At 72.2% G+C, this 15,775-nt stretch carries 16 protein-coding genes; 7 read left to right on the top strand and 9 right to left on the bottom strand.

Features of this window, described 5'->3' with window-relative positions; genetic code table 11:
* Positions 1-2: 2 nt before the first annotated feature.
* Entirely contained in the window at positions 3-1,148 is a 1,146-nt protein-coding gene (locus ACMCNN_RS25270; protein WP_412742998.1) for a 5-(carboxyamino)imidazole ribonucleotide synthase, read from the bottom strand.
* 28 nt (positions 1,149-1,176) lie between these two features.
* Positions 1,177-3,165: a thioredoxin domain-containing protein gene (locus ACMCNN_RS25275; RefSeq protein ID WP_412742999.1), complete on the bottom strand. Its 1,989-nt coding sequence runs from the start codon at positions 3,163-3,165 to the stop codon at positions 1,177-1,179.
* A gap of 211 nt (positions 3,166-3,376) precedes the next feature.
* Here ACMCNN_RS25275 and ACMCNN_RS25280 point away from each other — a divergent pair, with 211 nt between their 5' ends.
* The gene (locus tag ACMCNN_RS25280; RefSeq protein WP_412743000.1) at positions 3,377-3,901 is read left to right on the top strand and encodes a hypothetical protein; all 525 of its coding nucleotides are present in this window, start codon (positions 3,377-3,379) and stop codon (positions 3,899-3,901) included.
* Between the two features lie 57 nt (positions 3,902-3,958).
* Here the strand turns inward: ACMCNN_RS25280 and ACMCNN_RS25285 are convergent, their stop codons facing one another.
* From ACMCNN_RS25285 to mca, 3 genes are all read right to left on the bottom strand, one after another.
* The gene (locus tag ACMCNN_RS25285) at positions 3,959-6,511 is read right to left on the bottom strand and encodes a putative bifunctional diguanylate cyclase/phosphodiesterase (RefSeq protein ID WP_412743001.1); all 2,553 of its coding nucleotides are present in this window, start codon (positions 6,509-6,511) and stop codon (positions 3,959-3,961) included.
* A gap of 282 nt (positions 6,512-6,793) precedes the next feature.
* Complete coding sequence (locus tag ACMCNN_RS25290) at positions 6,794-7,039, bottom strand: hypothetical protein (RefSeq protein WP_412747262.1); 246 nt, start codon at positions 7,037-7,039, stop codon at positions 6,794-6,796.
* Positions 7,040-7,124: 85 nt separating this feature from the next.
* The gene (gene mca, locus ACMCNN_RS25295) at positions 7,125-8,006 is read right to left on the bottom strand and encodes a mycothiol conjugate amidase Mca (protein ID WP_412743002.1); all 882 of its coding nucleotides are present in this window, start codon (positions 8,004-8,006) and stop codon (positions 7,125-7,127) included.
* Between the two features lie 168 nt (positions 8,007-8,174).
* Here mca and ACMCNN_RS25300 point away from each other — a divergent pair, with 168 nt between their 5' ends.
* Complete coding sequence (locus ACMCNN_RS25300; protein WP_412743003.1) at positions 8,175-8,594, top strand: DUF4307 domain-containing protein; 420 nt, start codon at positions 8,175-8,177, stop codon at positions 8,592-8,594.
* Positions 8,595-8,713: 119 nt separating this feature from the next.
* Positions 8,714-9,208, top strand: a complete 495-nt coding sequence (greA, locus tag ACMCNN_RS25305; protein ID WP_412743004.1) for a transcription elongation factor GreA — start codon at positions 8,714-8,716, stop codon at positions 9,206-9,208.
* Positions 9,209-9,222: 14 nt separating this feature from the next.
* On the opposite strand, the gene ilvA is transcribed toward greA, so the two are convergent.
* The 3 genes from ilvA to ACMCNN_RS25320 are packed head-to-tail and all read right to left on the bottom strand — an operon-like array spanning position 9,223 to position 13,057.
* Positions 9,223-10,458 carry a threonine ammonia-lyase gene (gene ilvA / locus ACMCNN_RS25310; protein ID WP_412743005.1) on the bottom strand — a complete coding sequence of 412 codons (1,236 nt, stop codon included), beginning with the start codon at positions 10,456-10,458 and terminating at the stop codon, positions 9,223-9,225.
* A gap of 56 nt (positions 10,459-10,514) precedes the next feature.
* A complete protein-coding gene (locus ACMCNN_RS25315; protein ID WP_412743006.1) occupies positions 10,515-11,879 on the bottom strand; it encodes an amidase in 1,365 nt (454 codons plus the stop codon).
* Positions 11,880-11,905: 26 nt separating this feature from the next.
* Complete coding sequence (locus ACMCNN_RS25320) at positions 11,906-13,057, bottom strand: cystathionine gamma-synthase (protein ID WP_412743007.1); 1,152 nt, start codon at positions 13,055-13,057, stop codon at positions 11,906-11,908.
* 24 nt (positions 13,058-13,081) lie between these two features.
* Here ACMCNN_RS25320 and ACMCNN_RS25325 point away from each other — a divergent pair, with 24 nt between their 5' ends.
* Genes ACMCNN_RS25325 through ACMCNN_RS25340 form a run of 4 tightly spaced genes read left to right on the top strand, consistent with a single transcriptional unit; the run spans position 13,082 to position 15,107 of the window.
* A complete protein-coding gene (locus ACMCNN_RS25325; protein WP_412743008.1) occupies positions 13,082-13,495 on the top strand; it encodes an HIT family protein in 414 nt (137 codons plus the stop codon).
* 48 nt (positions 13,496-13,543) lie between these two features.
* Positions 13,544-14,206, top strand: coding sequence for a peptide-methionine (S)-S-oxide reductase MsrA (msrA, locus tag ACMCNN_RS25330; protein ID WP_412743009.1), 663 nt, complete (start codon positions 13,544-13,546; stop codon positions 14,204-14,206).
* A gap of 26 nt (positions 14,207-14,232) precedes the next feature.
* A complete protein-coding gene (locus ACMCNN_RS25335; RefSeq protein ID WP_412743010.1) occupies positions 14,233-14,577 on the top strand; it encodes a hypothetical protein in 345 nt (114 codons plus the stop codon).
* Between the two features lie 2 nt (positions 14,578-14,579).
* A complete protein-coding gene (locus tag ACMCNN_RS25340; protein ID WP_412743011.1) occupies positions 14,580-15,107 on the top strand; it encodes a hypothetical protein in 528 nt (175 codons plus the stop codon).
* Positions 15,108-15,156: 49 nt separating this feature from the next.
* Here ACMCNN_RS25340 and ACMCNN_RS25345 read toward each other — a convergent pair whose 3' ends face one another.
* Positions 15,157-15,720, bottom strand: a complete 564-nt coding sequence (locus ACMCNN_RS25345) for a dihydrofolate reductase family protein (RefSeq protein ID WP_412743012.1) — start codon at positions 15,718-15,720, stop codon at positions 15,157-15,159.
* Positions 15,721-15,775: the final 55 nt, after the last annotated feature.

The raw sequence follows: 15,775 nt of genomic DNA on the forward strand, positions 1-15,775 counted from the left end.
CTCTACTTGCCTTCCTGCAGCCATCGGGCGGCGCGCGCGGCCCGGGCACGCACCTCTGTCATGTCGTCGCCGAGCACGGTCACGTGGCCGATCTTGCGGCCGGGGCGGACCTGCTTGCCGTAGAAGTGCACCCGCGCGCCGGGGTCGGCCGCGAACAGGTGGTGCAGCCGTTCGTCGATGGACATGCCGCCGGACGCGCCGCCCAGCACGTTGGCCATCACCACGGCCGGTGCGGTCAGCGCGGTCGAGCCCATCGGGTAGTCCAGCACGGCCCGCAGGTGCTGCTCGAACTGCGACGTCCGGGCGCCCTCGATGCTCCAGTGCCCGGAATTGTGCGGGCGCATGGCCAGCTCGTTGACGACGATGCCGGCGTCGGTCTCGAACAGCTCGACCGCCAGCAGCCCGACCACCCCGAGCGCGTGGGCCAGGTCGATCGCCAGCTGCTGCGCGGCCACGGCCCGCTCGTCGCTCAAACCGGGCGCGGGGGCCAGCACCTCGACGCAGATCCCGTCGCGCTGCACGGTCTCCACCACCGGGTACGCGGCGACCTGCCCGAACGGCGACCGTGCCACGAGCGCGGCGAGTTCCCGGCGCAGCGGCACCTTCTCCTCGACGATCAGCGGGGTGCCGGTGTCGACCAGCCGCTGCGCCTCGTCCGGCGAGGACAGCACCCACACGCCCTTGCCGTCGTACCCGCCGCGGGTGGCCTTCGCGATCACCGGCCAGCCGGTCTCGTCGGCGAACGCGGCGATGTCGGGGGTGCCGGTCACCGGCCGCCAGCGCGGCACCGGGGCGCCCAGCTCGGCCAGCCGCTCCCGCATCCGCCCCTTGTCCTGCGCGAACACCAGGGCCGCCGAACCGGGATAGATCCGGACACCCTCGGCTTCCAGCGCCGCGATGTGCTCGGTGGGCACGTGCTCGTGGTCGAAGGTGACCGCGTCGCAGTCCTTCGCGAACTCGCGCAGGGCCGCCAGGTCGGTGTGGGAGCCGATCCGCACGTCCGCGATGACCTGGGCGGCGCTGTCGTCTGGTGATTCGGCGAGCACGCGCAGCGACTGGCCGAGGGAGATGGCGGCCTGGTGCGTCATGCGGGCCAACTGGCCGCCGCCCACCATGCCGACTACGGGCAGACCGGTTCTGGTATCCATGTCGGCGCCAGCGTAGCGAGCACCCAGCTCAAACGGCGAGTCGGGCGAGCAGCTCAGGCTCGCTGGTGACGGGCAGGTCACAGACAAAACCCTTGCACACGTACGCGGTGGTGACCCCGCCCACGAGCGCCCGGTCGGCCAGCAGTGGCACTCCGGGGCGGTCCGGTTCCCCGGCGACGACGACGGTGCCCGGCGGGGCGTGCCGGTGTGCCGCCGCGACCAGCGGGTCGGCCGGGTCGGTGGTCGCGATGGCGATCTCGTACGGTCCCGCGAGGGCCGCCTCGGCCGCGGCCGCCGAGTATCCGGCGAACCGGGGATGCCCCCCGATCACCCGCCCGACCGTGGCCAGGGCGGCGTCGGCCGCCTCCCGGTACCGCGTCTCGCCGCTGAGCGCCGCGTACCCGATGAGGGCCGCGCAGGCGGCCGCCAAGCCGGACGGCGTGGCGTTGTCCGTGGGGTCCGCGGGCCGGGTGACCAGCTGTTCGGCGTCGTCCGCGGTGTCGTGGAAGCCACCGCCGGGCGCGGAGAAGCGCTCCAGCACCACGTCCAGCAGCTGCCCGGCGAGCGTCAGCCAGCGCCCGTCCGCGGTGATCTGGTGCACCGCGCAGAACGCCTCAGCCACGCACCCGTAGTCGTCCAGCACCCCGGCCGGTGCGCCGACCACGCCGTCGCGGGAGACCCGGCGCAGCCGCCCCTCCACGAGGTGCCGGTCGGCGAGCACCCCGGCCAGCTCGATGGCGGCCGCGGTGGAGGTCGCGGCCCCGGTCAGGGTGCCGTGTTCGGCGAGGGCGGTGACGGCGAGGCCGTTCCAGGCGGCCACCACCTTGTCGTCGCGGGCGGGCTGCGGCCGGGCAGCGCGGGCGGTCAGCAACCGGGACCGTACGTCGCGCCAGCGCGCCACCAGTTCCGGGTCGGCGGCGTCGATGTCGCGGCCGAGCACCAGCACACTCGTGCCGTGCTCGAACGTGCCGGCCCCGGTGACCCGGAACAGGTCGGCGGCCCAGGCGCCGTCCTGCTCCCCCAGCACCTCGGTCAACTGCGCGGGCGTCCACGCGTACGTGAGTCCCTCGACGCCGTCGGTGTCGGCGTCGAGGGCGGACGCCAGCCCGCCGTGCCCGGTGCCGAGGTCGCGCAGCAGGAACGCGGCGGTCTCGTCGGCGATCCGCCGGGCGAACTCGTCGCCGGTGAGCCGCCACAGCTGGGTGTGGACGCGCAGCAGCAGGGCGTTGTCGTAGAGCATCTTCTCGAAGTGCGGCACGGTCCAGGTCTGATCCACGGCGTACCGGGCGAAGCCGCCGGCCAGCTGGTCGTAGATGCCGCCGCGGGCCATCTGCTCGCACGTGTGCCGGACGATCTCCAGGGACTCGGCGGAGCCGGTGCGCTGGTGGTGGCGCAGCAGGAACAGCAGGGCCAGGTGCGGTGGGAACTTCGGCGCGCCGCCGAACCCGCCGTACTGTCGGTCGTGCTCGGTGGTCAGGCGCTTGGCCGCGGTGTCGAGCAGCTGCGCCGTGAGCGGCGCGGCCGTGGCTCCCGCCGGGTTGGCGCGGCCGATCGCCTGGACCACCGCGGCGCCCTGCTTGAGGACGTCCTCGCGCTGCTCCCGCCAGGCGGTGCCGACCGAGGTGAGCAGCCGCATGAAGGCGGCCTTCGGAAAGTACGTGCCGCAGAAGAACGGCTCGCCGTCCGGGGTGGCGAAGACCGTCATGGGCCAGCCGCCCTGCCCGGTCATCGCCTGGGTGGCAGTCATGTAGACCGCGTCGACGTCGGGGCGTTCCTCACGGTCCACCTTGATCGCCACGAACCCGTCGTTGACGAGCGCGGCGACCTCGTCGTCCTCGAACGACTCGTGCGCCATGACGTGACACCAGTGGCAGGCCGCATACCCCACCGAGATCAGGACCGGTACGTCGCGCCGCTTGGCTTCGGCGAAGGCGTCGTCCGCCCAGGGCCACCAGTCCACCGGGTTGGTGGCGTGCTGGAGCAGGTAGGGCGAGGTGGCGCCGCCGAGCCGGTTCACGGTTGCAGCCTCTCACACCCTGCCGACGACGGCCCCGGCTGGCGACCGGCCCGGTCGGGGCGGGACTTTCGTCCCGGGCCGGAGGTGGCGTTCGGCATCTCCGCGCACCAGGGCACCGGCCGAACTGTCAGGTGTCAGGCCAACACGAGACAGGTGGGCGCACGAACCGAGAGGGGCGAGGGAAATGGCGAAGTCGCGGAGGATCGCGAGCATGCTGATGGCTGTGGTCGGGGCCGGAATGGTCGCGGCGGGCCCGGTGCTGGTGTACGAGGGTGTGCACGGCCAGAGCATGATCAAGAATGAGCTGAAGGCTCAGGAGATCGCCTTCCCGGCGGACAAGGCCCAGCTTCCCGACGCCCTCAAGAAGTACGCCGGTCAGCACGTCACCACGGGCACCGACGCCAAGGCGTACGCCGACCTGATCGCCACCCACGTCGCGAAGGCCACCGGCGGCAAGACCTACTCCCAGGTCTCCGAGGAGTGGATCGCCGGCGGTCGCAAGGACGAGCAGCTCGGCCAGGCCCGGCAGACCGCGTTCATGGGTGAGACCCTGCGCGGTTCCCTGATGAGTGCCTACCAGGCTGAGCAGGTCACCTGGCTGGTTGTCGGACTTGGCGCGCTGTTCGTCGCGCTCGGGGCAGTGCTCGGCGTGACCGCCTTCAGCCTGCGTACCCGCAAGATCGTGGTGCCGTCGTCGCCCGCCGCGCTGGTAGGCGAGCACCAGCCCGTCGGCTGACGGGGCACCGCACGGCGAGGGCCGTCCCACGGGGGGCGGCCCTCGTCGCATGCCCGTTCAGGAGGCGTCGTCGGCGCGCAGGGGTACGACCTTCGCCTGGGTGGCCGCCGCACCGAGGCGGTGCAGCGTGCCGACGATCTTGTCCGGCGGCATCGGCTGGCAGAAGTGGTAGCCCTGTGCGGACAGGCACCCCAGGGCCAGCAGCGCCGCCCGCTGCTCGGCGGTCTCCACCCCCTCGGCGACGACCCGGGCGTGCAGCCGCCCGCCCAGTTCGACGGCGCCCCGGACCACCGCCTCCGCAGCCGGCGAGTCGATCATGTCGTCCACGAACGACCGGTCCACCTTGAGTTCGTCGATCGCCACCCGGGTGAGGAACGCCAGCGACGAGAAGCCAGTGCCGAAGTCGTCGACCGACAACTGCACCCCTGTCTCGCGCAGCGCGGCCAGCACCTCGTCGACGATCTCCAGATCGCTGATCGCCACGGTCTCGGTGATCTCCAGGACCAGGTGGCGGGCGGGCACCAGGTGGCGGCGCAGGGCGTCCGCGACCTGGCCCGGAAAGGTGGGGTCGAGCAGGCTGCGGGCGGAGACGTTGACCGACACGGGTACGTCGATGTCCGCGGCGATCCACCCGGCCGCGGCGGCCAGCGACCGGTCCAGGACGTACCGGGTGAACGGCCCGAGCAGTTCGCTGTGTTCGACGGCGGCGATGAACGCGGCCGGGGTGAGCGGGCCACGCCGGGGGTGCCGCCAGCGGGTCAGTGCCTCCACCCCGACCGGCGCGCCGCTGGCCAGGTCGACGGCGGGCTGCAGGGCCAGCACGATCTGGTCGTCGGCGGTCAGGGCGTCGCGCAGCTCGGCCAGCAGGGCGAGGTGGTCGGTGCTGCTGGCGTCGCGGCTACTGTCGTACGTGGCGACGCCGACCCGCAGCTGTTTGGCCTGCTTGAGGGCGACGGCCGCCCGGCGCAGCAGTTCGGCGAGGTCGGCGGAGCCCGCCGTGGCCACCGCCACCCCGACCGCCCCTTCGACCGCCAGCCGGACCCCGCCGACCTCCATCGGGGTGGCGAGCTGTTCGACCAGTTCGCGGGCACGGCGCAGGGCCTGTGACAGCGGCGCCGGCGCCTCGTGCAGCGGGGTCGCCGAGTCGGACGGTGCGGCCACGGTCGGCAGCAGCACCGCGAACTCGTCGTCGCCGAGGCGGGCCACCACGTCGTCCTCGCGGGCCAGGTCGAGCAGCCGCTGGGCGACCACCCGCAGCACGTCGTCGCCCGCCCGGTAGCCCAGGGTGGCGTTGACCTCGCGGAAGTCGTTGAGGTCGAGCAGCAGCAGGGCGACGTGCCGGTCCCGCTCCACGGAACGCAGCAGGGCGTTCGTCTCGGCCAGCAGCGCGGCCCGGTTGGTGAGCCCGGTGAGCGGGTCGCGCACCGCCTCGTACGCGGCACGGGCCTCCAGCGCGGTCAGCCGCTCCCGTCCCGCCGCGCCGTGCAGCGCCCCGGCCAGCGCGTCCCCGTACGCGGAGACCGCCAGCTCGTCGCGGCCCGCGGGCAGGGTCGGCTCGGCCAGCCACACGGTCAGTTCGCCGACCGGGATCCCGGCGACCGCCATGGACCGGGTGATCACCGGCCCGGGCAGCCCGTCGGTGACCACGTCGGAGGCGGGACCGTCCCCGGTGTACCGGCGGTGGCCGCCCTCGGGCAGATGCACCTCGATCTCCACTCGCCGGGCGTCGAACACGTCGAGGGCACCGCGTACGCCCGCGTGGGCCACCTCGACCTCCGAGGCGCCGGGCAGCGCGGCGGTGGCGCGGGCGAACGCCTCCCAGATCCGCCGTTCCTGCGCGGCGCGCAGGTGGTAGCGGTAGGTGCGTTGCAGCAGCCACAGCGCGGGCGCGAAGGACAGCAGCCAGATCGGCGCCCGCGCCAGCACGAACACGGTGGCCAGGCCGACAACCACGCTGCCGACGGCCATGGGCGCCTTGGCGTGCAGAGCACGGGTGACGAGTTGCCCGGCGGGCGCGTCGCGGCGCAGTGCCAGGGTGAGTACGGCCAGGCCGAACGTGACCGCCAGGTAGCAGGCCGCCCCGGCGACCAGGGCCGCCTGGGCGCGGGCGGTCTGCAGGCCCGCCGACCCGGCGACCGCGGTGGTGACGGCGGCCCCGGCGGCGGCGCCCAGCGTGAGCGATCCGGCCAGGTGCAGTATCTCGATGCCCCGGCGGTGGTCGTCGAGCCAGGACATGAGGACCCAGGCGCTGGCGGCGCCCGCGAACACGATCGCCGGCAGCCGTCCGGCCGGGGCGACCGCGTACCCGATGACCATGGCGGCCTCGCCCCAGGACAGGCTGACGATCGCCCCGCCGAGCCGGAAGCGCAGCCGGGCGATCTGGCCCGCGGCCACGGCCACCACCGCCAGCAGCGTGCCGGTGGCCGCCGTGAACGGGGCGCCGGGTGGGCGGTGGGCGGGGATCAGGGCGGCCAGCACGGCGACGACCAGCGCGGTCGTGACCACGGCGGCGGTCCAGACGCGTACGGCGCGGGGCCGGCCGGATCCGTGGGAACCGGAGCCCGGCGTGCCGGGCCGGAGGGCCCGGGCCGGCGCCGACGAGGCGATCATGCGTCACTCCCCGCCGGAACACGCGGATGCACGTGCATCCGCAGTGGATCAAGGCGTTGGCGGAAAGTGGTCGGCATTCGGCGCCCCCTTCCGCGCAGGGTCGAGGGACACAAAAGCCCCCGGCGGAAGGCTAAGCCAATCCCGATGAACGCAACAGGGGTTGACGACGGACCGTTGTCGATGTTCAGACCGGACAAGATCGACCGGTCGGCCGATCGGATCCACTTGACACAGTCCACACACACCGGACCCGGCGACCGGTCACGAGCCGGGTGCAGGCCCTCAGGACGAGCCGTCTGCGGGGGGCTGCCGGTCGGGCTTCTCGCCGCGCTCGCCGCCGTCCGCGCCGGGACGGACCGGGTCGGCGGCGGGCATCCGCAGGTCGGCGTCGAGGCGGGCGATCTCGGCATCGCGGCCGGCCGCGTCGGCGTCGCCGAAGGCGCCGGGCAGGCGGCGGATGCGCTTGTTCATGTTACGGATGAGAATGACCGTGGCGACGATCATCAACACGATGATGAACAGGCCCATCGGCCCTGCGAGCCCGCCGGAGCGGGTGTCGCCGAAGTTGTTGACCGCCACCACGATGTTCACCGCTCAACCGTACGCCACCGGGTCAGTGGGTCTCGACCGTCTCCCGGACCCCCGCGAACAGGTCGGACTCGGGCACCGGGCTGTCGACCAGCGACCGGACCAGCTCGAAGTCCTCCGTCGGCCACACCTTCAGCTGCATCTCCATCGGGACGTGGAACCAGAAGCCGTCCGGATCGACCTGGGTCTCGTGCGCCCGCAGCGCGTCGTCGCGGACGTGGAAATACGCCCCGCACTCGACCCGGGTGGTGATCCGGGGGCCGCGGTCCTCCCGGTCACGCCACCGGTCCAGCCATTCCCCGTACGGCGACTCCAGGCCGGCCGCGAGCATGCCCTCGTGCAGCGCCAGCATCCGGGCGCGGGTGAAGCCGGAGTCGTAGTACAGCTTCAGCGGCTGCCACGGCGCGCCCAGCTCGGGGTGGACCTCCGGGTCACCGGCGCGGTCGAACGCCTCCACGGTGATCTTGTGGCACATGATGTGGTCGGGGTGCGGGTAGCCGCCGTTCTCGTCGTAGGTGGTCACGACGTGCGGGCGGAACTCGCGCATCAGCTTGATCAGCGGCTCGGCGGCCACCACCGGGTCCATCAGCCCGAAGCAGCCCTCGGGCAGCGGGGGCAGCGGGTCGCCCTCGGGCAGGCCCGAGTCGACGAAGCCGAGCCACGACTGGCGCACCCCGAGGATCTCGCGGGCCCGGTCCATCTCCCGGCGGCGGATGTTCGCGATGTCGGCCCACACCTCGGGACGGTCCATCTTCGGGTTGAGCACGCTGCCGCGCTCCCCGCCCGTGCACGTGGCGACCAGCACCTCGACACCCTCGTCGACGTAGCGCGCCATGGTGGCGGCGCCCTTGCTGGACTCGTCGTCGGGGTGCGCGTGCACCGCCATCAGACGCAACTGCTCAGCCACTGGTTTCTCCCTCGACCGGGCCGCCGCACTCCACCCCGCGGCAGTACAGCCCTACAGCAGTACAGCCCCGCAGCAGGCCCTCAGCAGTGTGGCAAACGACCGGCTGCGAAGATTGACGTTGCCATTCTGGCCGATACCACTGACAACTGTTGCAGGAGACGTAACACGGTGAGCGAGACGCACGCCACAGCTGCGGAGTTCCCGCCGGGCCGCTACGGGCGGCGGCGCGACGGGCGGCGCCGCGGCGTCCTGCCGATCGCCGTGGCGGTGCTGGTGATCGCGGCCTCGGTGGCGCTGTCCGTCCGGCTGTACCGCCAGTACGGCGACCCGGACTACGACGCCCAGATCGTCCGTTGGAGCGACGTCACCGACACCCGGATCACGATCGAGTTCACCGTACGGGTACCACCCGGCGGCTCGGCCAGCTGCGCGCTGCGCGCCCGTGCGTACGACGGCAGCACCGTGGGTCAGCGCACCGTAACCGTCGCGGCCAGCGCAGATGCCACCACGATCCGCGCCGCCGAGCCCGTGGACACGACGGCGCGGGCGTACGTGGGTGAGGTTCTGCACTGTCAGCCGCCCGGCTGACCCGCTGTTGCAGGCGGGGTCAAATCGGGCAAGATCCAACAATCCGGTCGGCACGCACACCGCTGGTAAGCTTGGTGATTCGCTCAGTTCCCTTGCCTCACACCTCAAGGAGATCGTCTGTGTCCAGTTCAGAAGCGTCGCGGACCTGGCTCTCCCAGGACGCCCACGACCGCTTGCAGGCAGAACTTGACGCGTTGATCGCCGGTCGGCCCGTGATCGCCGCGGAGATCAACGCGCGTCGTGAGGAGGGTGACCTGCGGGAGAACGGCGGCTACCACGCCGCCCGCGAGGAGCAGGGCAAGCAGGAGTTCCGGATCCGCCAGCTGCAGGAGTTGCTGCGTACGGCGCAGGTCGGCGAGGCGCCGACGGCGGACAAGATCGCTCCCGGCACGGTCGTCACGATCTACTTCGACGACGACCAGACCGACACGGAGACGTTCCTGCTGGGCTCCCGCGAGATCTCCGCGACCACCGATCTGACCGTGTACAGCCCGGAGTCGGCGCTGGGCAAGGCCATCCTCGGGGCGGGGCCGGGGCAGACCGTCACGTACACCGCACCGAGCGGATCCGACATCAAGGTGACGATCGTCACGTTCGAGCCGTTCGGCGGCTGAACGCCGCAGACGACCTACGGGGTGCCGGAGGCCAACACCACGGCGTAGCCGGCATCCCGTAGCGCGGCGATCAGCGCCGCCGAGTGGTCCGGGCCGCGGGTCTCCACCGACAGCTGCACCTCGACCTCGCCGAAGGCCAGGCGTGGGTTCTGCCGCGAATGCAGCACGTCGACGATGTTCGCGCGGGTCTTCGCGATCTCGCCGAGCAGCCGGGCCAGCTCTCCCGGCTGGTCGGGGGTGCGCACCGACAGCCGCTGGAACCGCCCCGCCGACGCCAGGCCGTGCTCGATCACCCGCAGCAGCAGCATCGGGTCGATGTTGCCGCCGGACAGCACCGCCACCACCGGCGGCTCCGCCGCCACCTTCCCGCTGAGCAGGGCGGCCACCGCGGCGGCACCGGCGGGCTCCACCACCTGCTTGTGCCGCTCCAGGAGCACCAGCAGCGCCGCGGACAGCTCCTCGTCGCTGACCGTGACGACGTCGTCGACCAGCTTGCTGACGTGTGCGAACGTCAGGTCCCCCGGCCGCTGGACCGCGATGCCGTCCGCGATCGTGGCGCACCGGTCGATCTTCACGGGGGCACCGGCGGCCAGCGACGCCGGGTACGCGGCCGCCCCGGCGGCCTGCACCCCGACGATCCGTACGTCGGGCCGCAGCGCCTTGACCGCCACCGCGACCCCCGAGATGAGGCCCCCGCCGCCGATCGCGGTCACGATCGTGCCCACCTCCGGGCACTGGTCGAGGATCTCCAGGCCGACCGTGCCCTGCCCGGCGATCACATCCGGGTGGTCGAACGGGTGGATGAAGACCGCGCCGGTCTCCTCGGCGAACGCCCGGGCGGCGACCAGGGCGTCGTCGACGCTGGTGCCCGCGTACTCGATCGCGGCGCCGTACCCCTTGGTGGCCGACACCTTCGGCAGCGGCGCGCCCTCCGGCATGAAGACCGTGGCCCGGATGCCCAGCAGCCCCGCGGCCAGGGCGACCCCCTGCGCGTGGTTACCCGCGCTTGCGGCCACCACGCCGCGGCCGCGCTCTGCCTCCGGCATCCGCGCGATCCGGGTGTACGCGCCGCGCACCTTGTAGGCGCCCGCGCGCTGCAGATGCTCGCACTTGAGCCAGGTGGGCTGCCCGATCATCCGGGTGATCGGCCCGGACCGGACCAGCGGGGTCCGGCGCACCACGCCCATGAGCAATGTGCGCGCGGCCTCGATGTCCGCGAGTTCCAGCAGATCCATGCCGCCACACGTCATGGCTCGCATCCTGCCACCGGCCACGCCGATCCGCTCCCGCCGGTCCGACCACGAGCTCACGCCAGGACGTGCCGCCGCCAGGGATTGCGCATCTCGAACTGGCCCGCGACCGCCAGCAGCAGCAGCTCGGAGTCGGGCGGCCCGACCAGCTGCACGGCCAGCGGCAGCCCGTCGGGGCGCACCCCGACCGGCACGACGATCGCGGGCAGGCCCGCGACGTTCCACGGCGCCGCATACGGGGCGTAGCGCAGGTTGGTCAGCACGTTGCGGCCCCAGCGGGCGCCCGCGTGCCCCTCCGCGGCGGGCGGCGGCCCGGCCAGCGCCGGGGTGAGCAGGAGATCCACCCGGTGCTCCGCGAAGAACCGGATCGAGCGGGCCCGCCACCCGTCCCGCTGCTCCTGCCGCACGTACCCGCGGCGCCAGGCCCAGCGGCCCAGCCGCACGTGCCGCCTGGTCCGCGGCTGCAGCGCCTGCAGGTCCACCGCGGCGCCCTCGGCCTCCCGGTACGCGGCCGCGAACCACGTCGCCAGCCCGGCCAGGTTCAGCGCGGTCGGGTAGACCGGGTCGGCGGTCACGGTGTCGTGCCCCGCGCCGCCGAGCAGCCGGGCCGCCACCGACACCGCCTCACGGTTCGGCGCGTCGGGGCGGACCCCGAGCACCGGCGAGCGCAGCGAGACCCCGACCCGCAGCCGCCCCGGCTCGACCAGCTTCGCGGGCTGTCGCCCGGCCAGCACGCTGAACCCGAGCGCCGCGTCCGCGACCGTGGTGGCCAGCAGGCCGTGCTCGACCAGCCCGAACCAGCCGTCGACGCCCAGTTCGCGGGGGACGACGCCGCTGCCCGGCTTGAGCCCGACCAGCCCGCAGCACGCGGCCGGGATGCGGACCGAGCCGAGGCCGTCGGTGCCGTGCGCGATCGGCACCAGCCCGGCCGCCACGGCCGCCGCGGCGCCGCCGGAGGAGCCACCCGGCGTACGGTCCAGATCCCACGGGTTGCGGGTCGCGCCGTCGGTGCCGTCCGTGGTGCCCCACAGACCCAGCTCCGGCATGCGGGTGGTGCCCACGACGATGGCGCCCGCACCGCGCAGCCGCCGGACCACTTCGTGATCCTCCTCGGCCACCGCGGAACGGATCGCGGCGCCCTGCGACGTCGCCAGCCCGGCCACGGGGGTGTTCTCCTTGACCGCGACGGGCACGCCGGCCAACGGCAGGTTCGCCAGATCGTCCTGCTCGTCGACCTTCTCCGCCTCGCCGAGCGCCTCGCCCGCCCGTACCGTCCGGAACGCCTCCAGCGACGGGTCGGTGACCGAGATCTGTTCGAGGTGGTCGGCGACGATCTGGGTGGCCGACACGTCACCGCGCCGGACCGCGCGGGCGATCTGCTTCGCCGTCGCGCCCACCCAGGTCGTCGTTGCGTTGTCCATGACCCGTCTCCGTCCGGAAAGGACCCTTAGCCGAGCGCCTGCTCCAGATCGGCGAGCAGATCGTCAACGGTCTCGATGCCGACAGACAGTCGCACGAGATCGGCGGGGACTTCAAGCGGGGAGCCCGCGGCGCTCAGGTGTGTCATCTGACCCGGGTGCTCGATCAGCGACTCGACTCCGCCCAGTGACTCGGCCAGCACGAACAGTTTGGTCCGGTTGCAGATGTCGATCGCCTGCTGTGGACCGCCCGCCGCCCGGAACGACACCATCCCGCCGAAGCGGCGCATCTGCTTCGCGGCCGTCTCGTGCCCCGGGTGCGACTCCAGGCCCGGGTACAGGACACTCGCGACAGCCTTGTGGGTCTGCAGGTACGCGACGATGCGCTCGGCGTTGTCGCAGTGCCGGTCCATCCGTACGCCGAGGGTCTTGATGCCGCGCAGCGTCAGCCACGCGTCGAACGGCCCGTTGATCGCACCCATCGCGTTCTGGTGGAACGCGAGCTGCTCCCCCAGGTCCTCGTCGGACGTGATGAGCGCGCCACCGACCACGTCGGAGTGTCCGCCCAGGTACTTCGTGGTCGAGTGGATCACGACGTCCGCGCCCAGGCCCAGCGGCTGCTGCAGGTACGGCGACGCGAACGTGTTGTCGACCGCCAGCAGCGCGTCGTACTCGTGCGCGAGCGCGCCCAGGGCGGCGACGTCGGCGATGCCGAGCAGCGGATTGGTCGGGGTCTCCGCCCAGATCAGCCGCGTGTGGCCGGGGCGGAACGCGGCCCGCACGGCGTCCGGGTCGCCCAGCGACACGGCCGTCCAGTCCAGCCCCCAGTTCTCCGCGACCTTCGCGAAGAGCCGGTACGTGCCGCCGTACGCGTCGTCCGGGATGACCACGTGGTCGCCGGGCCGGCACACCGTACGCAGAAGGGTGTCCTCGGCCGCGAGGCCGCTGGCGAACGCCAGCCCGCGGCGGCCCCCCTCGATGGCGGCCAGGCACTCCTGCAGCGCGTCCCGGGTGGGGTTGCCGGACCTGCTGTATTCGTAGCCGAGGCGCGGGGACCCCACGGCGTCCTGCGCGTACGTGCTGGTCTGGTAGATCGGTGGCACCACCGCGCCGGTCCGCGGCTCCGGCTCCTGGCCGGCGTGGATGGCGAGAGTGTCGAAGCCGTACTCGTTACCCGTCATGCCGGCCAAGGCTAGTCTGCTGCCGTGCCCGACTGCCTGTTCTGCGGAATCGTGGCGGGGACCGTGCCGGCATTCACGGTGGTCGACGGTCCCGACGCGGTGGCGTTCCTGGATGTCCGCCCGGTCTTCAAGGGCCACGTGCTGGTGGTGCCGCGCCCGCACGTCGGCCAGCTCGGCGAGCTGAGCGCCGAACTACTGCCCGGATTCTTCGCGCAGGTGCAGCGTGTGGCGCGGGCGGTTCCTGACGCGCTGGGATCGCAGGGCACATTTGTGGCGATGAACAACGTGGTGTCCCAATCGGTGCCGCACCTGCACGCGCACGTCGTCCCGCGCACGAAGGGCGACGGCCTGCGCGGCTTCTTCTGGCCGCGCCACAAGTACGCCTCCGACGACGAGGCCGCCTCCTACGCGGCCCGCATCACCACGGCCCTCGGGTAAGGATGGCGGGATACCCGGTGTTACGCACTGCGGATGAAGGGAGTCGCCGTGTTTCTGCGGAACAAGAAGCCTGAGCTGCCCACCCCCGAGCAGGCCCTGCCCGGCCGCTTGCTGGGGATGCCGGTGGCCGCGACGCACACCGTGCTGGGCACCCCGCTGAAGGGCCCGTGGCCGACCGGGTACGAGACCGTCGTCTTCGGGATGGGCTGCTTCTGGGGCGCCGAGCGGATCTTCTGGCGCCTGCCCGGCGTCCACTCGACCTCGGTCGGCTACGCGGGCGGGACCACCCCGAACCCGACGTACGAGGAGGTCTGCTCGGGGATGACCGGGCACGCCGAGGTCGTCCAGGTGGTGTACGACCCGGCGAAGGTCAGCTACGAGCAGTTGCTCAAGGCGTTCTGGGAGAACCACGACCCGACCCAGGGCATGCGTCAGGGCAACGACGTCGGCACCCAGTACCGGTCGGCGATCTACACCACGACCGAGGCCCAGAAACGTACGGCCGAGGCGTCGCGCGAGGCGTTCGCGCCGGTGGTGCGCGCGGCCGGGCACGGCGAGATCACCACCGAGATCGCCCCGCTGGGCACCTACTACTACGCCGAGGACTACCACCAGCAGTACCTGTCGGACGCGAAGAACCCGGGCGGCTACTGCAACCACGGCCCGAACGGGATGACCTGCCCGATCGGCGTGGGGAAGGTCAGCGAGTAGGGTCAGCAGCGACGAAAGGGGGCACGATGACCGCGGATCGGACACCACCGCCGCGTGGTTACGCGAAGCCGGTTGTCGTGCCCGACCGGCTGGACCTCCTCGCTGGTCCCACATCGGGCGTCGTCAATCTGCCACGCCACCTCAAGTGGTCGGGCAGCTCCCGGTACGAGCTGGATCAGCCCGGTCGGATCGCCGATATGTACCGGGCAGTGATCAACGAGGCCGCCTCCCCGACAGACCTGCACACGTACCTCGACCGGGCCGCGCTCACCCACCTCTGGCCACGGATGTGGCTGCCGGTTGCTGTCCGGCAGATGTGGGAGGAGCGCTTCCCTGAACTGGCCGAGCGCCGTCGCGACTCGGCGGCCTGACGGTGGATCCACGGCATGAGAAAATTGCCCACATTGCTCTCAGCGCCGCCGGCACCTACGGCTTCGCCCTGGCCGGCGGCTACGCCGTCAGCGCACACGGCATGATCCGCAACGAGACATTCGCCCGTCTGCTCCTTGCGCAGGACAGCTTGCCCGATCAGGAACCGGACAAGCTCGAGTTGTGTGCGGACTGGCGGGCGCATCCGCCGGTGCAGTTGAGCATCGGCCCGGTTCTTCATCCGGACGACGCCGTGGCGAACAAGATGGGCGCGCTGTTCGGCCGCGCCGAGGCCCGGGACTTTCTGGACGTGGACGCGGCCATCACGAGTGGTCGCTTCTCACGCGAGCGGCTACTTGAGCTTGCCGCTGCGACAGACGGCGGTTTCGATAGGACTGTGTTCGCCAACGCGCTGGCATCGCTGCGCGGAATCACCGACGCCGACTTCGACATGTACGGCGTGACGGCTGACGAGCTCGCCGCTATGCGTGCCCGTTTTTCGGACTGGTGCGACGACCTTCGTACGGAATAACCCAGCCGCCGTGAGGTGTCCCCGCTCTGGTGAGGACACCTCGATGCGCTCACCGTCTCGTCTCGTACCGGGCCAGCAGCACGCCGCCGGGAAACGTCCGCGTCTCCACCAGGTTCAGGTTCACCCAGCTGTCCAGCGCGGTGAAGAACGGTGTGCCGCCGCCCACCAGCACCGGGTGGGTCACGATCTCGTACTCGTCGACCAGCCCGGCCCGCAGAGCCGCGCGGGCGAGCGTCGCGCCACCGACCCTCATCGGGTCGCCGTCCCCGGCCCTGAGCCGGGTGATCTCCTCGACCGCGTCGCCCGTGACCACGCGGGTGTTCCAATCCACCTTGTCGACCGTCGACGAGAACACCACCTTCGGCGTGTCCCGCCAGTTCCGCGCGAACTCGACATGGGCCGGGGTGGCGCCCGGCTGTTGATCGCCGGTCGGCCAGTAGGAGCTCATGGTCTCCCACAGCTTGCGCCCGTACAGAAACAGGCCGATGGCCCGCTCCTCGTCGAGCCACCACTGGAACAGCTCGTCGTTCGGCTCGCTCCAGCCGATGTCGTCGCCCGGTGCGGCGATGAAGCCGTCCAGGGACACGTTCATGCCGTAGACCAGCTTCCGCATGGCGCGCCATGCCCTTTCGTCGAGCGACTGAACCGCAACGTCCGGACCAACGTAC

Source organism: Krasilnikovia sp. MM14-A1004 (assembly GCF_047159485.1).
In the GTDB taxonomy this organism is placed as follows: Bacteria; Actinomycetota; Actinomycetes; order Mycobacteriales; family Micromonosporaceae; genus Actinoplanes.

Bases quoted from the DNA above. Each gene is read 5' to 3' on its own strand.
- ACMCNN_RS25280 (WP_412743000.1), top strand. From the start codon at position 3,377: ATGCTGATGGCTGTGGTCGGGGCCGGAATGGTCGCGGCGGGCCCGGTG.
- ACMCNN_RS25270 (WP_412742998.1), bottom strand. From the start codon at position 1,148: ATGGATACCAGAACCGGTCTGCCCGTAGTCGGCATGGTGGGCGGCGGC.
- ACMCNN_RS25285 (WP_412743001.1), bottom strand. From the start codon at position 6,511: ATGATCGCCTCGTCGGCGCCGGCCCGGGCCCTCCGGCCCGGCACGCCG.
- ACMCNN_RS25345 (WP_412743012.1), bottom strand. From the start codon at position 15,720: ATGCGGAAGCTGGTCTACGGCATGAACGTGTCCCTGGACGGCTTCATC.
- ilvA (WP_412743005.1), bottom strand. From the start codon at position 10,458: ATGACGTGTGGCGGCATGGATCTGCTGGAACTCGCGGACATCGAGGCC.
- ACMCNN_RS25320 (WP_412743007.1), bottom strand. From the start codon at position 13,057: ATGACGGGTAACGAGTACGGCTTCGACACTCTCGCCATCCACGCCGGC.
- ACMCNN_RS25335 (WP_412743010.1), top strand. From the start codon at position 14,233: ATGACCGCGGATCGGACACCACCGCCGCGTGGTTACGCGAAGCCGGTT.
- ACMCNN_RS25290 (WP_412747262.1), bottom strand. From the start codon at position 7,039: ATGGGCCTGTTCATCATCGTGTTGATGATCGTCGCCACGGTCATTCTC.
- ACMCNN_RS25315 (WP_412743006.1), bottom strand. From the start codon at position 11,879: ATGGACAACGCAACGACGACCTGGGTGGGCGCGACGGCGAAGCAGATC.